The organism is Rhizobium sp. T1470, assembly GCF_042140505.1.
GTDB lineage: Bacteria > Pseudomonadota > Alphaproteobacteria > Rhizobiales > Rhizobiaceae > Rhizobium > Rhizobium favelukesii.
The window spans coordinates 566,340-588,278 of record NZ_CP148094.1; the positions used below are offsets into that span (position 1 = coordinate 566,340).

Annotated in this window: 16 protein-coding genes and 3 pseudogenes; 11 read left to right on the forward strand and 8 right to left on the reverse strand. The window is 59.5% G+C overall.

Annotation, left to right across the window (positions count from 1 at the left end):
* Positions 1-193: 193 nt before the first annotated feature.
* Positions 194-1,009, reverse strand: coding sequence for a transporter (locus WGT02_RS37120; protein ID WP_208245621.1), 816 nt, complete (start codon positions 1,007-1,009; stop codon positions 194-196).
* Between the two features lie 705 nt (positions 1,010-1,714).
* Between WGT02_RS37120 and WGT02_RS37125 the strand changes: the two genes are divergently transcribed.
* Positions 1,715-2,503 (forward strand): hypothetical protein, encoded by a 789-nt coding sequence (locus WGT02_RS37125; RefSeq protein ID WP_208245619.1) that lies wholly within the window; start codon positions 1,715-1,717, stop codon positions 2,501-2,503.
* A 935-nt stretch (positions 2,504-3,438) separates the two neighbouring features.
* Here WGT02_RS37125 and WGT02_RS37130 read toward each other — a convergent pair.
* Positions 3,439-3,704 (reverse strand): annotated as a pseudogene (locus WGT02_RS37130) (MOSC domain-containing protein); the annotation flags it as partial.
* A gap of 527 nt (positions 3,705-4,231) precedes the next feature.
* Between WGT02_RS37130 and WGT02_RS37135 the strand changes: the two are divergent.
* From WGT02_RS37135 to WGT02_RS37155, 5 genes and pseudogenes are all read left to right on the forward strand, one after another.
* Positions 4,232-5,953 carry an arylsulfatase gene (locus tag WGT02_RS37135; RefSeq protein WP_024316662.1) on the forward strand — a complete coding sequence of 574 codons (1,722 nt, stop codon included), beginning with the start codon at positions 4,232-4,234 and terminating at the stop codon, positions 5,951-5,953.
* A gap of 296 nt (positions 5,954-6,249) precedes the next feature.
* The gene (locus tag WGT02_RS37140) at positions 6,250-6,690 is read left to right on the forward strand and encodes a hypothetical protein (protein WP_339151199.1); all 441 of its coding nucleotides are present in this window, start codon (positions 6,250-6,252) and stop codon (positions 6,688-6,690) included.
* 153 nt (positions 6,691-6,843) lie between these two features.
* Complete coding sequence (locus WGT02_RS37145; RefSeq protein WP_375680025.1) at positions 6,844-7,254, forward strand: cysteine rich repeat-containing protein; 411 nt, start codon at positions 6,844-6,846, stop codon at positions 7,252-7,254.
* A 24-nt stretch (positions 7,255-7,278) separates the two neighbouring features.
* Positions 7,279-7,847, forward strand: a pseudogene (locus WGT02_RS37150) (OmpA family protein).
* 89 nt (positions 7,848-7,936) lie between these two features.
* Positions 7,937-8,338 carry a DUF2721 domain-containing protein gene (locus WGT02_RS37155; RefSeq protein ID WP_339151198.1) on the forward strand — a complete coding sequence of 134 codons (402 nt, stop codon included), beginning with the start codon at positions 7,937-7,939 and terminating at the stop codon, positions 8,336-8,338.
* Between the two features lie 34 nt (positions 8,339-8,372).
* Here the strand turns inward: WGT02_RS37155 and WGT02_RS37160 are convergent.
* From WGT02_RS37160 to WGT02_RS37180, 5 genes and pseudogenes are all read right to left on the reverse strand, one after another.
* Positions 8,373-8,891 (reverse strand): annotated as a pseudogene (locus WGT02_RS37160) (hypothetical protein).
* A gap of 65 nt (positions 8,892-8,956) precedes the next feature.
* Positions 8,957-11,197, reverse strand: a complete 2,241-nt coding sequence (locus WGT02_RS37165) for a tetratricopeptide repeat protein (RefSeq protein WP_210363083.1) — start codon at positions 11,195-11,197, stop codon at positions 8,957-8,959.
* Positions 11,198-11,307: 110 nt separating this feature from the next.
* Positions 11,308-12,135 carry a hypothetical protein gene (locus WGT02_RS37170; RefSeq protein WP_208245609.1) on the reverse strand — a complete coding sequence of 276 codons (828 nt, stop codon included), beginning with the start codon at positions 12,133-12,135 and terminating at the stop codon, positions 11,308-11,310.
* Positions 12,136-12,173: 38 nt separating this feature from the next.
* On the reverse strand, positions 12,174-13,190 hold the full coding sequence (locus tag WGT02_RS37175) for an HAD family phosphatase (protein WP_208245607.1): 1,017 nt from the start codon (positions 13,188-13,190) through the stop codon (positions 12,174-12,176).
* A 75-nt stretch (positions 13,191-13,265) separates the two neighbouring features.
* A complete protein-coding gene (locus tag WGT02_RS37180) occupies positions 13,266-14,936 on the reverse strand; it encodes an arylsulfatase (protein ID WP_208245605.1) in 1,671 nt (556 codons plus the stop codon).
* Positions 14,937-15,253: 317 nt separating this feature from the next.
* Between WGT02_RS37180 and WGT02_RS37185 the strand changes: the two genes are divergently transcribed.
* The 3 genes from WGT02_RS37185 (at position 15,254) to WGT02_RS37195 (ending at position 18,199) form a co-directional block, all read left to right on the forward strand.
* Entirely contained in the window at positions 15,254-17,101 is a 1,848-nt protein-coding gene (locus tag WGT02_RS37185; protein ID WP_225040555.1) for a sensor histidine kinase, read from the forward strand.
* Positions 17,098-17,745, forward strand: a complete 648-nt coding sequence (locus WGT02_RS37190; protein WP_024316673.1) for a response regulator transcription factor — start codon at positions 17,098-17,100, stop codon at positions 17,743-17,745. The genes WGT02_RS37185 and WGT02_RS37190 overlap by 4 nt, the downstream gene beginning before the upstream one ends.
* Positions 17,746-17,824: 79 nt before the next feature.
* A complete protein-coding gene (locus WGT02_RS37195; protein ID WP_208245602.1) occupies positions 17,825-18,199 on the forward strand; it encodes a response regulator transcription factor in 375 nt (124 codons plus the stop codon).
* Positions 18,200-18,769: 570 nt separating this feature from the next.
* Here the strand turns inward: WGT02_RS37195 and WGT02_RS37200 are convergent.
* Positions 18,770-19,441: an LssY C-terminal domain-containing protein gene (locus tag WGT02_RS37200; RefSeq protein ID WP_225040525.1), complete on the reverse strand. Its 672-nt coding sequence runs from the start codon at positions 19,439-19,441 to the stop codon at positions 18,770-18,772.
* A 176-nt stretch (positions 19,442-19,617) separates the two neighbouring features.
* Here WGT02_RS37200 and istA point away from each other — a divergent pair, with 176 nt between their 5' ends.
* Together istA and istB are read left to right on the forward strand one after the other, a co-directional pair.
* Positions 19,618-21,147 carry an IS21 family transposase gene (istA, locus tag WGT02_RS37205; RefSeq protein ID WP_208245675.1) on the forward strand — a complete coding sequence of 510 codons (1,530 nt, stop codon included), beginning with the start codon at positions 19,618-19,620 and terminating at the stop codon, positions 21,145-21,147.
* An 11-nt stretch (positions 21,148-21,158) separates the two neighbouring features.
* Entirely contained in the window at positions 21,159-21,896 is a 738-nt protein-coding gene (gene istB / locus WGT02_RS37210; protein ID WP_024317380.1) for an IS21-like element ISRel16 family helper ATPase IstB, read from the forward strand.
* The last annotated feature ends 43 nt before the right edge of the window (positions 21,897-21,939 follow it).

Below are 21,939 nucleotides of genomic sequence, written 5' to 3' on the forward strand. Positions count from 1 at the left end.
ACATGATCACAACCACCATCAAGGTGCCCAGCACAATTTCAAGAAATGGACTAGGAGCCCGAAAGTTCGTCCATTGCGTCATCCAGAAACAGCGCCAGCCCCCAACCCGAAGAAGTAACCGGTTGAGGGCCAGCTTGTGTCAAACAGGCGGTTTTTCAGCGACACCCATCAAAATGGATGCCGTAAAGTTTTCCTATTTCGGGAACAAGAACGTGACCACTGCCCGAACTCCCCAGCCGTCCGGCCCGTTTTCCGGCGAATCTGCCCAGTAACGCGCGCCGACGCCAAAGCTCACGGGCTGTTCGCCGAACTTCACCACCTTGGAGACCTGGAAGTTGATCGGGACCGACCAGTCATTGGTTTCCCAGTCGTATGTGCTCTCGGTATTCAATGAGAAGGTCCAGGCCTCCGGCGTCGTGTAAGAGATGAAGGGTTGCAGGTATGTCGAACTGACGTCCGCCCGGTCGCTCTGTCCGGCGAACGACCACAAATGGTTCGCCAGTATACCGAAGGTCCATGGCCCGTCTTGCTTGAGAGCCACGCCGGTTGGACCCGCGGCCCACTTTCCGCTTCCGAGGAACTCGTCGGTTGCTGTGGGAACCAGGAACGCCGGGCCGACGCCCCAGATAATTCCATTTTCGGTTGGCTTGGCTGGCGACAGGAAGAAACTCTGTAGCGTGTCACCGAGCCCGAACTGCTCTCCTGACGGGCCAGCGATGTCGTCTTGCCACGTCACAGGCAGGATCGTTCGGGAAATGAGGTTCCAGTCTTCATTGAGCGCGAATGGAATTACCGGCTGAATGTTCACGACGGTATGATCGCCGTCTTGCGGTCCGTAGCCTTGATCGTAGTTGAATTGAAACGGAACGCTGATCAGCGAGGCAATTGGGTTTGAGAGTTTTTTTGCCAGGTCCTCGCTCGATTCCTGTGCCGAAGCGTCGAAACTGATCAACTGCGACACAGCGATTGCAACGACCGGGACGGCATGCCCAAACTTAACGATATCCATGTCTGATCCCCCATCAGCATTGTATCGCCGGCACCGTAACATCGTTCCTGAGTGCGTGCCACGGATCGGTCGATGCCAGCGATATTATATGGACCCGTGCGGCAGCAGGGCAGCACGCGCTGTCTTTCGCGTGGCACTGGACTGTGCCGCACACTCCGTGTTTCCTCCACGAGACACAGCAATAGATTGGGAGACTGAAGATTGGTCTGTCCTGATCAATTTCTCGGTTGCCAATCCGGTGAACGTCAACAAACAGCCAATTCAGCGGCAGGTCGGTATGCGGTATTGGACCGAGGGTCCGAGCAATGGATCGGACGGATTTAGCGCGAGGCTCGCCGTGACATTTTTGTTTCCGAAATAGCGAACATGAAATTGATCGGCGCTGCCTTTTTACTTGCTGGATCGGCAGCTGGGTGGTGATGCAATGCAGTTGAAATTTAAGGGGCTGACCTTTGAATATGGACCGCCGACCAGCGGGTCACATGGTCCAGCATGGGCTTTACGATGGAAGGTTTGGGGATTGCGACACTTTCTCCAATCCCTCCTGAGTTTGATTTTCTCGAACTCGATGTGGATGGTGCCGGGCCGTGGGAATGGTGGCGGTGGAGCAACAGTCCGGAGAAAAAGTCTTGGATCTCGCGGGTTCATTAGCGAAGTTGCAGGGGTTGGTGTACACATCGCAAAGAGGATTTCGGGGGACTTGAGATGAGAAATATCCGATCGATCTTGTCGGCCTGGGCGGGACTGGCGGCAGTGCTGGTCACGACACCGACAATCGCTGCGGATGCCGAGACGCAGCCTCTTGAACCCGCGCCTGGGTGGAGCTTCACGGTGGAGCCCTTCTTCTGGGCGGCAAGCCTTGACGGCAATGTCGGCGTCCGCGGCCTTGGGCCCGCGAATGTCAAAGTCGATTTCGATCAGATTTTCGACCACATCGATTGGTCGCCGCCGCCGGTCATGATTAACGGCGAGGCACGCAATGGCAGTTACGCCCTTTTCACCGAGTTCATCTACCTTGGACTGGAGGCCGAAGGATCATCGCCCGGCCCGTTCCACATTTCGGCAGAAGAGAATTTGAACTTGTTTCTGTGGACCTTCGGGGGCTCCTATCGCGTGGTTGACAATGGTCGCGCGACCTTGGACGTTCTGGCCGGCGGACGGCTCTGGTCCTTGGACTCGGACTTGACCCTTACTGGGCCTCGCGATGTGAGGGAGGCAAGCGGCAGCAAAACCTGGGTCGATCCGCTAATTGGTGTGAGTGGCAATATTGATCTCGGCAATGGCTTCGGGCTCCACGCTGAGGCCGATGTCGGTGGCTTCGGAGCCGGCGCCGACATCGATTGGCAGGTGCAGGGCACGCTTCAATACCAGTTCAACAACTGGTTCACGCTGGAGGCAGGTTACCGTTACCTTGCCGTGGACTACGATGATGATGGATTTGTGTGGGACGTATCCATGCAGGGGCCAGTCATTGGCGCTAAATTTAGGTTCTGATCGCATCGGCCAGCATTCGCTTCCCTCACAACGCCGGGCAGAGCGCACTGTGCCAAGTTCGTCATTGAAAACATCAATGACGCGGACCGGGAGTGTCCTCCGCGCCGCATTCCAATAGCCCTTCAGCGTCGCCGAAGCGTGCCAGGTTTCATTGCAGTTCATCACCAAGGCCGCGTTCAGCAATGCCTGGACTAAACAGCTAGCGATTGCCGGCCGTATCTGGCGTGTGCTTCTCAGGCACCTTTTCGAGGCCGTACTCCGTTCGAGACAGGTCACGCCAGGCTGACAACTCACCGGGCTTAGCGAACCGATATGCTCTCCAAGATGCTTTCTCGTGTCCTGATCAACAGCGGCTATGGGAGTTGCGACGACTAGGCCGGCTGTGCTACCCATTGTGGCCGCAGCGCCAGTCGCTCGGGTGTGCCGCCGGAGGGGAAGGCTTGGAAAGACCTCGCCATCGAGTACGCCCAGCGCGAGGTCATCGCTCTTCCGCCTGAGAAGGCCGAGCAGCGCGACGCGGCCGAGGCTATCGGTGTCTGCCCTGCTGACACAACCGACATGCCCGAAATCAAGTGGATGCAGCTGCGGTTCATAGAACTGCGTACCAGTGCATTCGAAGCGAAGAGGAGCGCGGCATGGAGGAGCCCGTGAACTCATCTCATCGTTGGCGGAAACTCTTTTGGGCCGGGGGTTGGGTTTGGAACTTCTTCCGGCGGCAAGTCAGGTTCGGGCTCTTCGATCGGCGGCTGCGGAACATCGGGCGGCAGATCGGGAATGGGACCAGGCTTAGGAGTTGGAGCCGGTTCGGTTGGAATGGTTGTCATGGCGAGTTCCTTTCTAGAGACCCAATCCTCTCGCAGGTCGGTTTGTTCCGGAGGAGCGCGGCATGAGGTTCTTCAACTGGCCATGGGGCGATCTGCAGCCTCATTCCTATGAAGGTCTATGCCGCGTGTGATGACGTTCTCGCCAAGGTCGGCCGGACCAACAGCGAAGCCTTTCCAGCAAGCTCGTCGAAGAGCTCGGCCTATATGAGATGGACCTGCCCGGAGTTGGGCTGGGTAGGGTCGGCCCGGACCCGCGAACGATGCTTCACCGCAACCCCGAGGGTGCGCGTCGCCGTCGACGCCCAATCCGGCCAGAATACGGATTTCGTTCGCCAGCTCTTCGAGAGGCGATGACGGCCATCAGCGGCCACTGCGATGACCCGCACGCGATCGCCGGTCGATCGGTCGATCCGTCCTTCCTGCTTGAAACAAAGGAGCGCCGGCACCCGCAGGTGCGGCCGCCGTGACGCGGACGTGGCGGTATGTAGCCGGCCGCGTCCTGTCTCCTCAACCCGCCTTCAACTTCAGCATGTCGAGGTGTGCACGGTCGTCAGCTATGTGGATGAGGGTGCGCGGTACGCTACCGGCATTTCGGATTTCGAGAGCGCGGCTGGCCTCGGGGTGGTCGAGGCGGTCGCGGACATCGCTCTATAGCTTGGGGAAGAACCCCATCGGATTCCCTAAAGGGCAATATCTGCACCCGCTAATACGATGTAGAAAACATATGGAAGAGTGGACATGCCCTCTTCCCGCAAGTCGAGGGGCAATATCGCGCCGCAGAGGGCGCTTCCGTGTCAAAATGATCTGTCCAATTTATGTCGCTAAATAACCCCCCGTTTTGCCTTGAATCGTCTTTCAACCACCTTGGCCATCCACGTGGAGGCCCTTCAGGGAGGCATTCGAAATGAGACGGACCACGCAATTATTAACAGCAGCGGTCGCCGTCGCAGCCAGCCTTCTGGCGAGTACTGCGACGATGCACGCGCAGGACGCCGCCAAGAAGCCGAACATCCTGTTCATCATGGGCGACGATATCGGCTGGATGCAGCCGGGTATCTATCACAAAGGCTTGATGGTCGGTGAAACCCCGAACATCGATCGCATCGGTCAAGAAGGTGCAATGTTCACGACCTACTATGCCGAGCAGAGTTGCACGGCGGGACGGAACGCCTTCTTCACCGGAATGCACCCGCTGCGCACAGGTATGATCCCGCCCCAATTGCCGGGCAGTCCGTCATATCTCAAACCGGGAACTCCATCGCTTGCATGGTTCCTGCGCGACCTCGGCTACAACACCGGTGAGTTCGGCAAGAACCACCTCGGCGATCACACGGACGCCTTGCCAACCGCCCATGGTTTCCATGAGTTTTGGGGTTATCTCTACCACCTCGACGCCATGCAGGGCGTGAGTTTCCCGGATATCAACAGGACGCCGACCGAGCAGACAATTGCTCCGGCGTGCAAGAACACGCCGATCCCAGGCCTCAAAGACGACCCTGCGGCGGTGGACCCAAAAACGACGTTATGCTTGATGCCGCCACGGCCCGTGCTGGCGTGCAAATCCTCGGACGGCACCGCCGCCAACCAGACCTGCGCGGACGAAGGCCCGCTGACGCTGGAGCGCTCGAAGACGGTCGACGAGGAAATATCGAGCCACGTCATCGATTTCCTCGACCGCAACGACCCGGAGAAGACGAAAAAGCCGTTCTTCGTCTGGTACAACCCCGCGCGCATGCACATCACGACCGTGCTTCCGGACAAGTACCAGAACATGGTCGGCGAACCTGGTGGCAAGGACTGGGGTGTCAACGAAGCCGGCATGAAGCAGATGGACGACAACATCGGCTACGTGCTGAAGAAACTTGAAGAAATGGGAGAGCTCGACAATACGATTATCGCCTTCACCACCGACAATGGGGCCGAAACGATCACCTTCCCAGACGGTGGCACTACCCCGTTTAAAGGTGGCAAGCTGACAACATGGGAAGGCGGCATGCGCGCGCCGCTCGTCGTGCGTTGGCCGGGCCACATCAAACCGGGCACTGTAAAGAACGACATCTTCGCCTCTCTCGACTGGCTGCCGACCCTGGTCGACATCGCAGGCGGACCCAAGAAGAACGAACTGAAGGCTGAGATCGAGAAGGGCGCCTATCCGGGAATCGCCAAGACCACGCTCGATGGCGTCAATCAGCGCGACTATCTTGAAGGGACTTCGGAAAAATCTGCCCGAGATACGTTCTTCTACTATTCCGGCAAGGATCCGTCGGCAGTTCGCTACAAGAACTGGAAGATGTATTTCGCAATGGTATCGGATGCGCCCACAGGCTTCCTCGCAGGCGTCCTCCCGTTCCACTGGACCCAGGTGGTCAATATCAAGCGTGATCCGTTCGAGACGTCGATAGGAGAGCAGATCAAGACCCTTACAGGTATGGGTGGAGCGATCTCTGCTCCAGCGACTGCCTATGTCTACGACTGGAACATGCTGCCTATCGGTCAGGCACTATGGCTGAAGGAACTCCAGAGTTATATCGACTATCCGCCGATGCAGGACCCCGCCAGCTATAATCTCGAACAGGTCATCCAACAGGTTCAGGCGATGAAGCAACAGCACCATCCAGGCGAATAGCCTGACCTCAACCGATGACGGACGCCGCTCGACGGCGTCCGTTTCTCAGCATGTCCAAGGGCTGCAGAGGGCGGAACGATGAGTGATGACATCCAAGCACGTCGTGAGGAACCACGCTGGCCTCCGGTGATGGCGATCCTGGCGGTGTTCGTTTTCCTCGAAATTCTGCCGCACCACGTCTATGCCATGCCGCGATGGGTGTCGTACGCGGTTGTCGTCGCCGCACTCGTTCCAATGATCATGGTGACGGTGTCTCCCGACAACTCAACCTGGCTTCGCATCGAAGCGTCGCGGTCATGCTGCTTGCCAGCGTCTACGCTGGGAATACGGCGGCGGAACTTGGCGATATGATAGGGATTATCACGATCCATCCACCGGAGACGCGATCGGTGTCGTTGCTGACTTCATCGTTTTCGATCTGGATCACCAACGTTCTTACCTTCTCGCTTCTCTATTGGCAGATCGATGCGGGCGGTCCGTCACGCATCTCGCGTGGCATGGCAAGGAGACCCGACTGGCTCTTTCCCCAGGCGTCGGCTCCCGAGCTCGCATCGCCCGATTGGCGGCCGCTCTACATCGACTACCTGTCGCTGGCGTTCAATACGGCAACGGCCTTCAGTCCCACGGATGTCATGCCACTCACGCCGCGTGCAAAGGCATTGATGATGCTCGAAAGCGCGATCTCGCTCCTGACCCTGGTGCTCGTGGCCGCACGTGCAGTCAACGTCATTCCGTAGCGTTCTCACGGCGAGTGCCCCAAAGGGCAATAGACAGGCGCCCTGCTTTCCAGCCACAAACACGAAGGCCTGCTGCATCGGACGACGTCCCCAGGCCGCATGAAAGGGTTTCAACCACTAGGAACGGATCACCCCATGACGCAAAAGAGGCTCATGCTCGTCGCCGCAGCGACATTCTCCGCCTTTATGACTCACGCCGTCGCCAGCCGCGCTGACACCATTAGCTACGCGGACGCCGTGACAGCGCTCGCCAAGGAGTGCGGCGCAGACATCAAGAAGCATTGCAAGGGCGTCAATCTTGGCGGTGGCCGCATTCAGGCCTGCCTCGAAGAGAATGCCGCCAAGGTCTCGCCGACATGCACCTCGACGCTTTCGAGCGTGATGACGTCCATCAAGCAGCGGCAAGAGGCACAGATGGCGTACACCAAGGTCTGCAGGCACGACATGTCTCAGTACTGCAACGGCGTGGTAGGGGACGGAAACATCCTCGCATGCCTCATCGAGACCAGCCGCGTCGATGGCAGGAAATGCGACCAGGTAATCACCGACGCCGGATGGCGCTAGGATCGAGGGATAGGAGGGAAGACAATGTTCATTGCCCGAATGCGCATATTGGCAACGGTTGGCCTGCTGCTTGCTCCAGGCTATACAACGGCGCAGCAGATCGACCACAAGCAACTGATCGGAACCTTGGCAGGCTCGACCAGGCCGCACCCGCAGTCGATGTCGCCTTGTTGGCCGAGGAGGTTACCGCAAACGCCGGAAAGGGCGTGGCAAACCTTCCGAACTGGCAGAACCTGGCGCGGCTTTCGCAGCTCATTGTCGAGATTGATTTCGAGAATGATTCCGTCGCCATCGAGCCGGAGTCCTATCGCACGATCGGGATGATCGCCGATGCATTGCATCACCCCAATCTCTCACGATACAGATTCCTGGTGGTGGGGCATACGAGTTCGACCGGTGATGCCAAGCACAATCTCAAGCTCAGCCAGGACCGCGCGGATGCCATAACCTACGCACTGTCCACGACCTTCGCCGTCCCCCCTGATCACCTGTATCCCATCGGAGTCGGCAAGGAATGGCCGATCGACGCTGGCCACCCTGCGGCAGCCGACAATAGACGCGTGCAACTCATCAATCTGGGTCTGGTGCGGTAGAAAGGGACATATGGCCGCGACGCCGATGAGACGTACGCCTGGACACATAGGTGAGAAAGATGTCGGTCGAAGCTGACCAGCTCGCAAGCATGATCAACCACGCGGTCGCGCCGGCGTTCATGCTCAATGGCGTCGCGGCGATGGTGGCGGTGCTGGTCAATCGGATTTCCGGCGTCACCGAGCGGATCAGAAAGCTTCGCGAGATCGATGAGAGTGACGTCGCCCGAGCCCCCCTGAAGAAGGGAATCGGGGAGCTGAAGCGGCGTGAACGCCTCTTAAACAACGCATTGCACCTGGCGGTGCTGGCCGGAATCGGCGTGACGCTTCTGCTCCTCTTCGGCTTCGTCGTGGCCTTTTTGGGATACCGTCACGAACCAGGCGCGGCCGTACTGTTCATTGCGGCACTCTGCTTCCTGGCGGGATCTCTCTTGCGATTCCTGCAGGACATCTGGCTGTCGCAAGGCGAACACGACGACCGTCAGCTGCAATGATCGCCGAATTGCTCCCCTGGCGCTCTCGCCTTCACTAGAAGTGGAAGGATACCCCTACGATCGGGCCTTGCTGGACGACGTCGAAGACAAACCCGTCGTTCTCGTAGTTGACGCCTCATGCGCGGTATCCGCCACTGCCGAGATGGTGTCGTTGAATTTGCAGCCGAGGCCGAGGCCCATGTCTCAGTCGGCGGCACCGCCGCCGCCCACCAGCCCCCATCGTGACATAGATTTCCGGGGTGAAGAAGCAGTTCCCGCGCAGGCCGACGACCGCGTCCACCCATGTCGCACTATCCGTAGCCATGAAGGCGAAGTCGAGATTGTCGAGAATGTCGCCGAAATCGGCGTCGATGTTGACCTCGGGAAGCCCGAATTGCCGTACGTCCCCCGAAATTCCGGCAGCCCAGAAGTACGGCGCGTCCGTGGATTTCCAGCCGCTCCGGTCTCGACCGTCTTCGCTTCGAGCGCGAGCGGTCAGATCGGCGGCATAGCCGATCGAAGCGGCAGGGACGCCGGCCAGCAAGACAATCGCATGCAAGTGAATGGCCTTCATGAGAAGCCCCGATCTCGTTTGTCGGAGACCGTGCAATATGAGCCGATTTCCGCAAGCCGGAGCATCTATTGCGGGTTGACGGCCTGCCGCAACTGCCTGAGCAGGTCCGAGATCTGCGGGTCCTGCGGCCTCAGTTGCGCCATGCGTTCTGCCAATCTCAACGCGTCCGGAAGCCGCTGAAGCTTGAGACTGTATTGGAGCGCGAGGCCCGTGATGTCCGCGTCCGAGCCGGCAGCCGCCCAGGCGTCGAGCTTGTCGAGTGCCTCTGGCGTCCTTCCGACGGAATCAAGGGCGACTGCAAGCGTCGTCTTGTAGCGGGAGCTTCCGCCGTCCAGCCGGACCGCTTCCTCGAGTTCTGTGATCGCGTCGGTTAGGGCCTTCTTGCGAACAAGCGATAGGCCATGTCCGTAACGCAAATCTGCCCGTTCAGGCGAGATCGAAATCGCTTCGGCGTAGGTTTTCTCGGATTTGTCGTTCTGCCCGGTGGCACGGTAAAATTCCGCAAGATTGACGCGCGAGCCTTCCAGTGTAGGGTCGAGGGAAATCGCTCGCTGGAAGGCGGCTTCGGCCTCTGCCGCCCGCTGCTGGCCGAACAGGAAGAAGCCGTAGTTGCTTTGGGTTTCGGCGACATCGGCATTCGTATCGACGTAGGCACGCAGGTCGTTGACCGCGGTTTCGAAGCTGCCTCGCTGGCTGCCAAAGAGGTCGGGAGGGGTACCTCCAAGGGCCGTTGCCGCCGCCACACGCACCGCGCGCGTTTCATCGCCGAGCAGGTCGGCGATCGCCTCCAGCCTGCGCTCTGGCGGAATGTTTCCCGCAGCTTCGGCGGCCCCAAGCCGCACGAGTGGATTTATATCGGCCGATGCCGCTCGAATATCCGCCACGACGTCCGCTCCGCCCATCCGGCTCATTCTGGCAATGGCACTGCCTCTGACGATCCCGGCCTGGTCCTGATCGTTGACCAGCTTGCGCAGTGCTTCCATAGCTGTTTGAGCGTTCGCGCCGTCCGCGAACCCATGGGCGATCGTCGGACGTTTACGCCAGTCGGTTCCGTACCACTTGTCCATGGTCTCGGCTGCCCAGGCATTGTCCTTGCGGGCATGGCACGTCGTGCATGCATTCGGCGTACCCAAGGTCGCCGACAGGTCCGGCCGGGGGACCACGAACGAGTGGTCACGTCTCGGATCGACCTTCATATAGGTGCGTTGTGGCATATGGCAGTTGGCGCATTGAGCTCCCGCCGATCCGACGGGATGGTGGGTATGGCTCGGATCGTCGAACAGGCCGCTCGGATCCTGCTTCACAAAGCGCTCCGGCTTCGTTTCCGTATGGCACTGCGTGCAGAGCGCGTTGCCATCAGCCTTCAGGCTGGCATCGTGCGGCCGATGGCAGTCGAGACATGTCACGCCTGCCCTTGCCATCTTGCTCTGCTGAAACGAGCCGTATTCGAAGACCTCGTCGAGGATCTGTCCATCCGGAAAATAGAGATCCTCTCGGAGGAATGCCGGGGAGAAATAGTCGAGAAAAGGCTTTCCGGGCTGATAGCCTCCCTGGAGCCTGGTCCGCCGGGCGTGGCACGCAAAACAGACGTTCGCATCGACCTTCGGCAAGCCTGCCTGCGGTTTGATGGCCGAAGAGGCGAGGCCGGAGCTTGCCCACGCGACGTGCTCGGCGCCCGGACCATGGCAGGACTGGCAGCCGACGCTGGTGGCGACATAGGTCGACTGGTATTCGTTCGTCTGCGGTTTGAAGTTTGCTTGCGGATCGGTCGAGTGGCAGTCGATGCAGGTGCGGTTCCAGCGGTAGAACGGACCCGCCCAGTGATAGGTCGACCCAGGCTTGGCCGGGGATGCATTGCCGAGCCAGAACCACTCCTGTTTGGTCGTGTCCCAGGCGATGTCGAGAGCCTGCAGTCGTCCTCCTCCTGTATCAGCGAGGTACTGCTGAAGCGGTTCGTAGGCGAAGGTGTATTTGACTTCGAACTCGGCTTGCTTGCCGTCCGGCCCTTCGGTCTTGACGAAGAAGCGGCCGTCACGACGGAAGAATGTCGTGGCAATGGCGTCATGCTCGAACCGGGAATTGTTGAAATCGCCTCGGACGGTGCTGTCGTTTGCCAGCGCCATGGCCTTGGCATGGTGGGATTTTGCGAAAGCGGCGGCCTGATCACCATGGCAGGACGCGCAGGTCTTCTCGTCTACGAAACCCGCATGAATCGATATCCGGGGATCCAGGCCGGGTGTCGCGATATTATCGGACGCATGGCTCTGCCCGGCGGAGGCGAGCAACAGGAAAAAGAGGGACAACAGGAGGACGGTTCCTGAAACCGCCGCTGACCGAAAACATGCTGCCACTCAATCGCTCCATGCCATCGTCTGGGAAAGCGCCACGCCGCATCGGCGGCGTGGCGGGAATGGGGTCAGTAGCAGGACGGGTACGGATAGTAGCCGCACTGCGGGCCGTTGTCGTAGGAATTGTAGTAGGGATAGTAGGGGCGGGCGGCTGCCGCACCAATGGCCGCGCCGGCGACTACACCCGCGGCAACCGGAGCGCCGCGATACCAGGCCCCGTGGTAGACAGGGGCATGCCAATAGCTGCCTCCAACGCGGTTGATGTTCGTATCGCCGATATGCACGTCGTTGCCCCTGAAGCCGCCTCCGCCATAATCTCCGCCACGGAAGCCGCCGCCAGCGAAACTGCCTCCGCCAAATCCGCCTCCGCCGCCGAACCCGCCACCGCCACCGAAGCTGCCGCCGAAATGATCGATGAACAGGGCTGCGGGACCGGTCGCACCGCTCAGGCTTCCCTCCAGAATGGCAATATCGAAGGTGAGCGTGGTGCCGTCGAGTTTTGGAGTTTTGAGTGTGACGACGGCGTCACTGACATCCGATCCGTCGCCGCCCAGCACCGATACCGTCGCGTTCGGAGGATCGACGGCGAAATTGTCCTTGCCGTCGTCCCATTGCATGATGAACTGTTCCGTCATCACATGTCCGGCGGCGCGCACCGGCCGGTCAGCAAAGACGATCGAATTTGGCGAGACGCCAGTCAGAATGAGCTTGCCGTTCTCGATCTTGGCACCAGCCGAATTGAGCACTGCCAATGACGGCACCGGACCTGTCGGCGTGGTTGTGCCAATGGCTTTTTCGAGCGGCACGTGCGGCTTTTTCGGGGCGTCCTGGGCAAAGGCGGCAGTGCTCAGCGCGAAGCCGGCAATGATCAGGGTGGCGATATGATCGACTTTCATGGCGGTATCCTCCCGTTGAGATTGGCAGAAACACGGTCCTAGTCCTTGAAGATCTGCTTCCAGTCGGCCTTCATGTCGATGACGGTCCAGCCGGTGATCGCTGCCGCATCGAGCGCCTTGTCGAGGCGGCCGAAATCGGTGTTGCGGTCATAGGCGTATTCGCGCTCCGCGTCGGTATGGTGGACAAGCATGCCGAGACGCGCAGGCGCGCCCGCCATTGTCGTCCATTGCAGCATTTCGAGGTCGCCGTCGGAATTGCCGAAGGCTGCAATTGGCCGGCGTCCGATCTCCTCGTTGATCCCGACCGGTTTGCCGGCCTTGTCATCGATGAAGTTGACTTCGGGCAGGCGGCGCAGCGTCGGCGTGTCGTCCTGCATCTTGAACTCGGTCTTGATCGAAGAGCCGACGACCTGCTCAGGCGGTACGCCATAGGCCTTCTCCGTCCATGGCCGCATGAACTCCACGCCGCCACCCGATACGATGAATGTCTTGAAGCCGTTGGCGCGCAGGTAGGCGAGCAGTTCGACCATCGGCTGATAGACCAGTTCGGTGTAGGGTCGCTTGAATTTTGGATCGCGCGCCGTCGCAAGCCAGTCGGTGACGACCTTCTGGAACTCGTCGGTCGTCATTCCCGCATGGGTGACCATGATGAGTTCCAGAAGGCCCTTTTCGCCCGATGCGGCAAGGGTTTTCATATCGCCGTCGAGCGCCGCCTTGAACGGCTGCACAGTCTGCCATTCCGGATGCTGTGGAGCGAGCGTCTTCACGCGGTCCAGGGCGAAGGCCAACTGGGTGTACATGGGATGTTCGACCCACAGCGTTCCATCATTGTCGAACACTGCGATCCGTTCGGGTTCGGCGACGAATTCGGGTGATCCCTGCCTGGTGACCTTCTCGACGAAGGAGACGATCGCCTGCTTCGGCGCGGTGTCGTTCCAGGAGGGCAAGGGATCGCTCTGTGCCAGCGTTGTTGGCGCGGCGAGCAAGGTGAACAAGCCGATCGCCAGAATTCCCTGGCGCGTCCATTTGAGGAATTCACGACGAGTGGCCAGCATTTCGGGGCCCTCCTGAAACAGTTGGTCTAGCCTTGAGACGACGACGGCCTGAAGATGTCAGGCCGCCGATCAGATTCAGTTGCCGGTCGGTAGTGTGATGGTGACGCCTTCCTTTGCCAGGGAATCCCGCACCCACTGGAACCGCTCATAGTTCGATAGTGTGATCGGACCCGTATAGCCCATACTCTGCAGCTTGCGAGGAGGATACTGAACATACGTCGCCATGATCTTCTTCAATTCTTCCCCCATGACAACGCCCATCCAGGTTCGTTCCGTGAAGTTGTTCATGAAGATATCGTAGCGCTCCTGCGGGTCTTGCCAGAGGTCAAATACCTGCGGCACTGTGGCTACATACTTGTCCGGCCCCTTCCAGCCGAGGTTGGAATCGACCGCCAAACCGCCCGTCTGAGCGCCGTCATCGCCACGAATATTGAATGCAAATTTGTAGTTATTGACGCGTATAGCGCCAGGCGACAGTTCGTTCTCAGTAAAGTAGAACCATGATTTGCGTTCCGACTTTCCGGTTCCGAGAAGGATCGGCGTCATGTCGTAGCTGTCGAAAATGATTGGCTTGTCTTCGCGATCCTTGTCTGGCAGGGGAACGCCGCCGACGGAGGCAAACGTCGCCATGAGATCAAGCCCACCGACAATATCGTGGTTCTTGGTGCGAGGCTTGATCTTGTTCGGCCATACGGCGATCGCTGGAACCCTGTTGCCGCCGTCACGGAGCGTGCCTTTCGTACCGCGGAAGGGCGTATAGCCTGCGTCAGGATAGACATCCTGCCAGGCCCCATTGTCCGTGGTGTAGAAAACCAGCGTGTTTCGGTCCATTCCGGTCTCACGCAACTTGTCCATGATCCGGCCAATGCGGGTGTCGAGTTCCACGACCGAGTCGGCATACTTGCTCTTTGACATGGACTTGTGCTCGAACTCGGGCGCAGGCATGTTCGGCTGGTGAACCTTCATGAAGTTCACGTTGATGTAGAACGGCTCATCGGGCTTCTTGGCGGCTTCGTCGAGGAAGCCCAGTGCAGCCTTCTCGACGTAGCTGTCGAAGAACGGAATGCCGACGACGCCTTCCTTGCCGTCAATCACCGGTGTGTCGACATATTGCCCGTTGATCTTGAACTCTTCGGTCACCGGCCCGCCGGCGTTTCCGGACAGTGCACCCTTCGTCACCTTCTGAAACATCTCCCGCAGTTTCGGATCCATGTCCGGGAACCACGTCGGGTCGCCATAGGTGTAGGCGTTGAGGTGGTAGAGGCCTGCATACTTCATCTCGTCATAACCTTGGGCATTCGGCAACGCATAGTCCGCCTCGCCGAGATGCCATTTGCCTGTGAAGTAGGTGTGATAGCCTCCACGCTTCAACACGGATCCGAGCGTCCATTCGGCCGCGGGCAAGCCACCGCCCTGACCTTGGAAGGCAACGGTGGTCATGCCGCTGCGGTTGGGAATGCGTCCGGTCTGCATGGCTGCACGCCCAGGCGTGCAGCTCGGCTGGGCATAGAAGGAGAAGAAGGTCATGCCTTCGTCCGCCAGCTTGTCGATGTTCGGGGTCGGCATCCCGCGGCCCTCGCCGCCACCATAGGGACCTAGATCGCCGTAACCAGTATCGTCGGAGACGATGAACAGGATGTTCGGCTTTCGTTGGGAGTCCTGCGCTTGCACCGATGAGGCTGCACACCAGAGAATGGTGGATGAAGCCAGTGCTCCAATGCAGCGGATAAGGATTCTGCTGTTCATTTCAAATCCTCGGTTGGATGTTCGGCTGACGGATGGCAGGTGCGTTGGCCGCAGCCAGGTTGCATGCGTCAGGCGAAACGGACTTTAAACGACTGCGACAGGCCGGCGGGGCCTCTCTCCAGTCGGCCGACGTCGATATTAGCGGATGCAGATGGTCCTCGATATTGCCCTTTAGGGAGTCTCGGAAGCAACGTTCCAATCACCGGTAGTACAATGCGGTGATGACACTACACCGCTAAGGTGTTATTCTCGCCCGGCTTTGGGGAAGCCAGATGAGCTCGCGCACGTGGTCAGTTAGATTGCAATACGCTGGCCTCATGCTGTCGGCGGCCTTGTCGATTGTTGCGAACTCTCACGCGGCAACCTCGGGCACATCGTTCCCCATCGTCGATCGGGTTCCACGCATCCTCATCCTTTATCCCTACGATGAGAGGCTCGTGGCAACGACGGTTGCCGGGGAAGCGTTGCGGAGCCGCCTGCTGGAGGAGACGGATGGGAAGATCGACCTGTTTTCAGAGTTTCTGGATCTGTCGAGGTTTCCGGAAGCCGATCATGTCTCACGCATGGGACGGTATCTCGCGGAGAAATACGCCGCTCGCCGCCCCGACGTAGTTGTCGCGTTAGGCAAGGAGTCTGCCAGCTTCATATCGACGAACCGCGGAAGGATCGCTCCCGATGCAAAGATAGTCGCGGCAGGCTTCGGCAACTCCACCGCGGAGAACATCGATCTGCCGGATGACGTGATCGGGGCGTTCACGACATTCGACATTGTGAAGACGGCGGAAATGGCCCGCAAACTGCAGCCCAATGCCCGTCACCTTTACATCATCGGTGGTTCGTCGGAATTCGACCGGGAATGGTTGGCGTCGGCGCGTGCGGATCTCGACGAGTTCTCCAAGTCATACGAAACGAAGTACCTGGAAGATCTGACGATTGAGGAGTTTATCGAACGCGCATCAGACGTCCCCGTCGATAGCATCATCCTGGCGTTGACGATCTTTAAGGATCGGGCGGGGCGGAATTTCATCCCGCGCGAGGCAATCAGGCAGATCGCGGCAACGGCCAGTGCGCCCGTCTATGGGCCCTATCAGACCTACATCGACCACGGCGTCGTCGGCGGCAATACCGTCACCTTCGATTCCCTGGGACGCACCGTCGGAAACCTCGTCATCGACGCAATCGCCGGCAAGCAGGTGGTGGACGTCAACGCGCCGCAGACCTATATCGTCGATGCCCGGCAACTTCGGCGCTGGGGGCTGGCGGAGGAGGATCTGCCAGCGGGCACCATACAGATGTACAAGGAAAGAGGCTTTTGGGAGGAACACTGGCTCGCATCTACGAGCGTAGTTGCCGTCGTTTTGATGCAGGCAGGCGTCATCTCGATTCTCCTGTTCGAGCGCCGCAAACGCCGCCAGGCGGAGAGCAGGTCTCTTCTTCATTTGCTCGAAGCCGTTCATCTCAACCAATCGGCAACGGCCGGCGCTTTGTCGTCATCCATCGCCCACGAACTGAACCAGCCGTTGTCGGCCATACGAAACAATGCCGAGGCGGCGTCCCAGCTGCTTCGAAGCGAACCCCCCGATCTGCAATTGATCCAGCAGATCCTTCAGGACATTCAGGAAGACGACCAGCGGGCAGGCGACATCATTGGCAGGATGAGGGGGTTGCTCAAGAAGCGAAGCGAGATCGATTGGCAGGAGTTCGACCTCAACGACGTTGCGTCGAGCGCGATCCACATCATTCATGGCGAGGCCGAGCGCAGAGGGATTACACTCAATACAAATCAGCCGACGACCGAGCTGCCGGTGCGGGCGGACAAGGTTCATGTGCAACAGGTCGTCCTCAATCTGGCGACCAATGCGATGGACGCCATGATGGACGCCGATTCCGCCAAAAGAATCCTGACATTCGCAACAGGAATTGAGAAGGAGAGGGCCGAGCTCTGTGTTGTCGACACAGGCAACGGCATTCCTGAAGAGCGCCTGTCCACCATCTTCGAGCCGTTCTATACGACCAAGAACGCAGGGACGGGGTTGGGTCTTTCCATATCGCGTGCGATCGTCGAGACCTATGGCGGCACGATCTCTGCATACAACCGGCCTGAAGGCGGCGCCATCTTCCGGGTGGTCCTGCCTCTCGCCCGACGGGAGGCGCGAGGTGCATGAAACCAGTTGTCCATATCGTAGACGATGACGAATCCTACCGCACGGCGACTGCACGGCTGCTCTGCGCCTATGGTCTGAAGGTCGAGGCCTATGAATCCGGAGATCAGTTTCTAGCCCGCCTTCCAAGCTGCGAGCCGGGCTGCGTTCTCCTTGACCTACAGATGCCAGGTCAATCTGGTCTGCAAATACAGCGCCAGTTGTGCGAGCTGGCGCCGCTACTGCCAATCGTGTTCCTCACCGGCGAAGGAGACATAAAGACAAGCGTCGACGCAATGAAAGCAGGCGCTCAGGACTTCTTGGAGAAGTCGAGCTCGGTGCCGGTCCTGATGGAAACGATCGAGCGCGCGTTGGCTCAATATGAAAGGCGTCGGGCCGAGCTCGATCAGCATCAGGAGCAGCGGAGGCTGGTGGCGAGCCTGAGCGCGCGCGAAGCCGAAGTCTTTGAGTTGATCATCCGTGGCCATCTCAACAAGCAGATCGCCTTCGCCCTTGGCATATCCGAGCGCACCGTCAAGGTGCACCGGCATCGCGTGATGGAAAAGCTCGGCGTGCGCTCCGCTGCCGAAGCAGTGTCGATTGCAGCCAGCGTCGGTCCTTTCGAACGAAAACCCGTTACGCACAATGTCCCGGCGACTTCCCTTTAGGACAATATCAATCGAACACCAACACGCCTACTGTGAAGGCAACCGCGTATCTCTCATGTAGTCACGAGTGGGGCTTGGGATGGGAAAGCTGCGCCACACGGTCGCCGTTGTTGATGATGACGCAAGCCTACGGCGGAGCGCCGGGCGGCTCCTCAACGCCTATGGTTTTGCGGCCGTGGAATATGCATCCGCCGAAGCCTTTCTCGCGCAACCTGCAAGCGCCGACGTCGCCTGTCTTGTGCTGGATATCGACCTGGGCGGTGGCATGTCCGGCATGGAATTGCAGCGCAGGCTGAAAGAGGCTGGCTCGAACCTGCCGGTCATTTTTATCACAGCGATTGAAGATCGACGCCTACAAGCAGAGGCCGAGCGGGCCGGGTGCATCGCGTACTTGCGAAAGCCCTTCGCCGGGGCCGATCTTATCACGGCGATGAATAAGGCGCTTGGGTTGTAAGGGAAGACGTCCACGAGGCAACAGGACGCATGAACGACACGAATATCACCACGTCGATAGAAAGGAACGCTTCACTATGCACTGCAAGACACCCGACAAGCCGTTGATGAACCTGGCGCTCGCTTGACCGCCTGCACGAGCGCGCAAGGTTCCGTCTCCACCAAGGAAAGTAACCTCGCAGCCGGCTTCGTCGCGCGCCCTGCCGACATGCCAAAGCGCCAGGCGATGCGCAACCACCTGCCTCCGGACACTTTCGTGACGAGTACGCGCGGCAACAAGACAACCTACGTCTATGCCGATCCGGGCGGCTGCAAGTGCCTCTACGTTGGAACGCAACAGGCCTACAGACAGTACCGAACCCTTCAACAGGCAAATGCTGCAAGCCAACGGCAGCTTGCCGCACAGGTCCATCCCGACTCCGGCTGGGACTGGGGGAATGGGTGTCCCTGGATCTCGGATTTCAACAACGGTCCCTTCGGCCAAATTTTGACACCCCCTGAACAATCAGAACCGTTAGACGCGGTAACACGGTCGAAGCGTTCAGAGCCGCGAGCGTCCGGCGCGCGACCGTTAACGCTCGTTCGCGCGAAGCACGCCGATGAGAGCCTTCCCGTCGGTGAAATAGGGGTCGCCGCCTCCGTTGCGGCCGCTGCGTGTCGCCCCGATGCCGTCGATCTCATAGTCCGATAGCAGTTGGCCCGCCTTGAGGAGATCGCCGATGACCCGGTTTCGCTCGGCGTCGACATCCGGGCCGATGTGATGCGTGATCTGCCCGGTGTCATGACTGAGGCCAACGCCGCGATCAAAGCTTGCCGAGCCAAACCATAGCGGACGGTCGTCCTCCCCGGTTTGTTTCGTCAGCCAGAAACGAACGTGGTTGCGCTCGTCGGCGCTTTCGCCCACCGGCTTCTCGAAGGCGAGGTCCTGCTTTCTTCCCTCGAAAAACAGCGGACTGACCGGGGCGTCGAGGTCGGGCCGGTCAAGCACGACACTCAATCCGATATCGATCGATGTGCGCAAGGTGATTTTGTCGGCAGGATCCCACTTGGCCGCCGCAAAGGCGCGGACCACATCCTCCTTCGACCCAACAAGGCCGACATTGATCGGATCGCCCGGAATGTCCTGCGCGGTTGTCGTGACCATGCTGCCGAGCTTGGCAACGCGGCCGGCATCATGGAAAAACCAGATCTCGGGAATGACAAAATAAGCGAGCAGCAGGTACGTGTGCAGATTCCGAGGCAATCCGCCCCCGCATTCCGAAATGATGCCGCCCCCCAATTCCGAGAATTAACCGCCCCCTTGTTCCGAGATGATGCCGCCCTCTGATTGGGGTGTTTGTCGGGGTGTTCTGCTGGTGAGACGTTCGTCCTTTCAGTTGCCTGAGAGGAAGGAACGCGATGCCAGCGGAGAGACTAAAGATGCGGCGTGTCCGCGAGATACTGAGATACAGATTTGAGGAAGGCCTTGGCCACAAGTCGATTGCGGTGCGCGTTGGTGCGGCGCCGTCGACGGTGCGTGAGACGCTGCGCCGTGTGGACATTGCTGGGCTTTCCTGGCCGTTGGGCGAGGACGTCAGCGATGCGATGTTGGAAGCGGCTCTCTACAAGGCTGCCGGCACGAAGACCGGTCATCGCCGCAGCGCTGAGCCGGATTGGGCAATTGTTCACCGGGAACTGAAGCGCAAGCATGTGACGCTGCAGATCCTCTGGGACGAGTATATCGGCCTTCATCCCGAGGGATATCGCTACAGCCGTTACTGTGATTTGTATCGCGGCTGGGCGCTGAAGCTGCCGGTGACAATGCGCCAAAACCATGCGGCCGGCGAAAAGCTGTTCGTCGATTATGCCGGCGACACGGTCACGGTGGTCGTCGACAGATTGTCGGGAAAGACGCGGCAAGCCCACCTGTTCGTCGCAGTGCTCGGCGCATCGAGCCTTTCATTTGCACATGCTCGCTGGAGCGAAACGTTGCCCGACTGGATCGAATGTCACCTGCTTGCGCTTGAGGCGTTCGGTGGCGCACCGGCGTTGCTGGTTCCCGACAACGCCAAGGTCGCCGTCATCAAGGCCTGCCATTTTGATCCGCAGGTCAATCGCACCTATGCCGGGATGGCGGCTCATTACGGAAGCGCTGTTCTTCCGGCACGACCGCGCCGGCCTCGGGACAAGGCGAAGGTCGAAGCCGCGGTTCGCATTGTCGAGCGCTGGCTGCTGGGTCGACTACGCCACCGCGTCTTTTACAGCCTTGCCGACGTGAATGCGGCGATTGCTGAATTGCTCGCTGATCTCAACGACAGGCGCGTCCTGCGTCGCGTCGGGCGCACGCGACGGCAATTGTTCGAAGAGCTGGATTATCCCGCCCTGCGTCCGCTGACTGTGGAACGATACGTCTTTGCGGAATGGAAGATACGCAGGGCCGGTCTCGATTATCATGTCGATATCGACAAGCACTATTACTCGGTGCCCTACCGCTTTGCGCGTGAGCAGGTCGAGGCCCGCATCACCGCCAATACCATCGAGATCTTCCACAAAGGTGAGCGGATTGCCGCCCACAGGCGTTCGAGTGGCAATGGCAAGCACACGACAACGCCCGAGCACATGCCGTCATCGCATCGCCGCTTTGCCGACTGGACGATCGAACGTATCAGCCGCGAAGCCTCCGCGATCGGCTCAGACGTTGCATTGCTCTGCGAGCGTATTCTTGCCGATCGACCGCATCCCGAACAGGGCTACAGAGCCTGTCTGGGCATTATCCGCCTCGTCAAAGCGTTTGAGCGCGAGAGGGTCAATGCAGCCTGCGGCCGGGCATTGGAAATCGGCGCTCGAACCTATGGCTCGGTGCGTTCCATTCTCGACAATCACCTTGACCGACCGTCGGCGTCATCAGGCGCATCATCACCCGAGCCGATCAACCACTCCAACATCCGCGGTCCCCGCTATTACCACTGAGGAGACGACATATGCTTGCACATCCCACCCTTGATAAATTGAATGCCATGGGCCTGACCGGCATGGCCAAGGCGTTCAACGAACTGCTGACCAACGGTGAGAGCGAACAACTCTCCCATGCCGAATGGCTCGGGCTACTGCTGGAGCGAGAATGGAGTTCGCGCCACGATCGCAAGCTTGCCGCCCGGCTGCGGTTTGCCAAGCTTCGCCATCATGCTGTGCCTGAGGATGTCGATTACCGCAGCGACCGCGGTCTCGATCGTGCGCTGTTCATGAAGCTGATCGGCGGCGACTGGATTGATGCCCACGACAACCTCGCGATTTGCGGGCCATCTGGCGTTGGCAAAAGCTGGTTAGCCTGTGCACTCGGGCACAAGGCCTGCCGCGACGATCGCTCAGTTCTTTATCAACGCGTGCCACGCTTGTTTGCCAATCTCGCTCTTGCCCACGGCGACGGCCGCTATGCAAGGCTGCAGCGAACCCTCGGCCACGTCCAGCTCTTGATCCTTGATGACTGGGGTCTGGAACCGCTCAATGAGCAGGCACGCCACGACCTCCTGGAGATCCTCGAAGATCGCTACGGACGCCGCTCGACGATTATCACCAGCCAGCTTCCGGTATCAGCCTGGCACGAGATCATCGGCAACCCAACCTACGCCGATGCCATCCTCGATCGCCTCGTTCACAACGCCCACCGCATCGACCTATCCGGCGAAAGCTTGCGGCGAAATCAGCGCCGGAAATCTTGACTCGTTACACGAATGAACTGACAACAATCACAGCCAGCAGGAC

Bases quoted from the DNA above. Each gene is read 5' to 3' on its own strand.
- WGT02_RS37120 (WP_208245621.1), bottom strand. From the start codon at position 1,009: ATGGATATCGTTAAGTTTGGGCATGCCGTCCCGGTCGTTGCAATCGCT.
- WGT02_RS37125 (WP_208245619.1), top strand. From the start codon at position 1,715: ATGAGAAATATCCGATCGATCTTGTCGGCCTGGGCGGGACTGGCGGCA.
- WGT02_RS37135 (WP_024316662.1), top strand. From the start codon at position 4,232: ATGAGACGGACCACGCAATTATTAACAGCAGCGGTCGCCGTCGCAGCC.
- WGT02_RS37140 (WP_339151199.1), top strand. From the start codon at position 6,250: ATGCTGCTTGCCAGCGTCTACGCTGGGAATACGGCGGCGGAACTTGGC.
- WGT02_RS37145 (WP_375680025.1), top strand. From the start codon at position 6,844: ATGCTCGTCGCCGCAGCGACATTCTCCGCCTTTATGACTCACGCCGTC.
- WGT02_RS37155 (WP_339151198.1), top strand. From the start codon at position 7,937: ATGATCAACCACGCGGTCGCGCCGGCGTTCATGCTCAATGGCGTCGCG.
- WGT02_RS37170 (WP_208245609.1), bottom strand. From the start codon at position 12,135: ATGAAAGTCGATCATATCGCCACCCTGATCATTGCCGGCTTCGCGCTG.
- WGT02_RS37175 (WP_208245607.1), bottom strand. From the start codon at position 13,190: ATGCTGGCCACTCGTCGTGAATTCCTCAAATGGACGCGCCAGGGAATT.
- WGT02_RS37180 (WP_208245605.1), bottom strand. From the start codon at position 14,936: ATGAACAGCAGAATCCTTATCCGCTGCATTGGAGCACTGGCTTCATCC.
- WGT02_RS37185 (WP_225040555.1), top strand. From the start codon at position 15,254: ATGCTGTCGGCGGCCTTGTCGATTGTTGCGAACTCTCACGCGGCAACC.
- WGT02_RS37190 (WP_024316673.1), top strand. From the start codon at position 17,098: ATGAAACCAGTTGTCCATATCGTAGACGATGACGAATCCTACCGCACG.
- WGT02_RS37195 (WP_208245602.1), top strand. From the start codon at position 17,825: ATGGGAAAGCTGCGCCACACGGTCGCCGTTGTTGATGATGACGCAAGC.
- istA (WP_208245675.1), top strand. From the start codon at position 19,618: ATGCGGCGTGTCCGCGAGATACTGAGATACAGATTTGAGGAAGGCCTT.
- istB (WP_024317380.1), top strand. From the start codon at position 21,159: ATGCTTGCACATCCCACCCTTGATAAATTGAATGCCATGGGCCTGACC.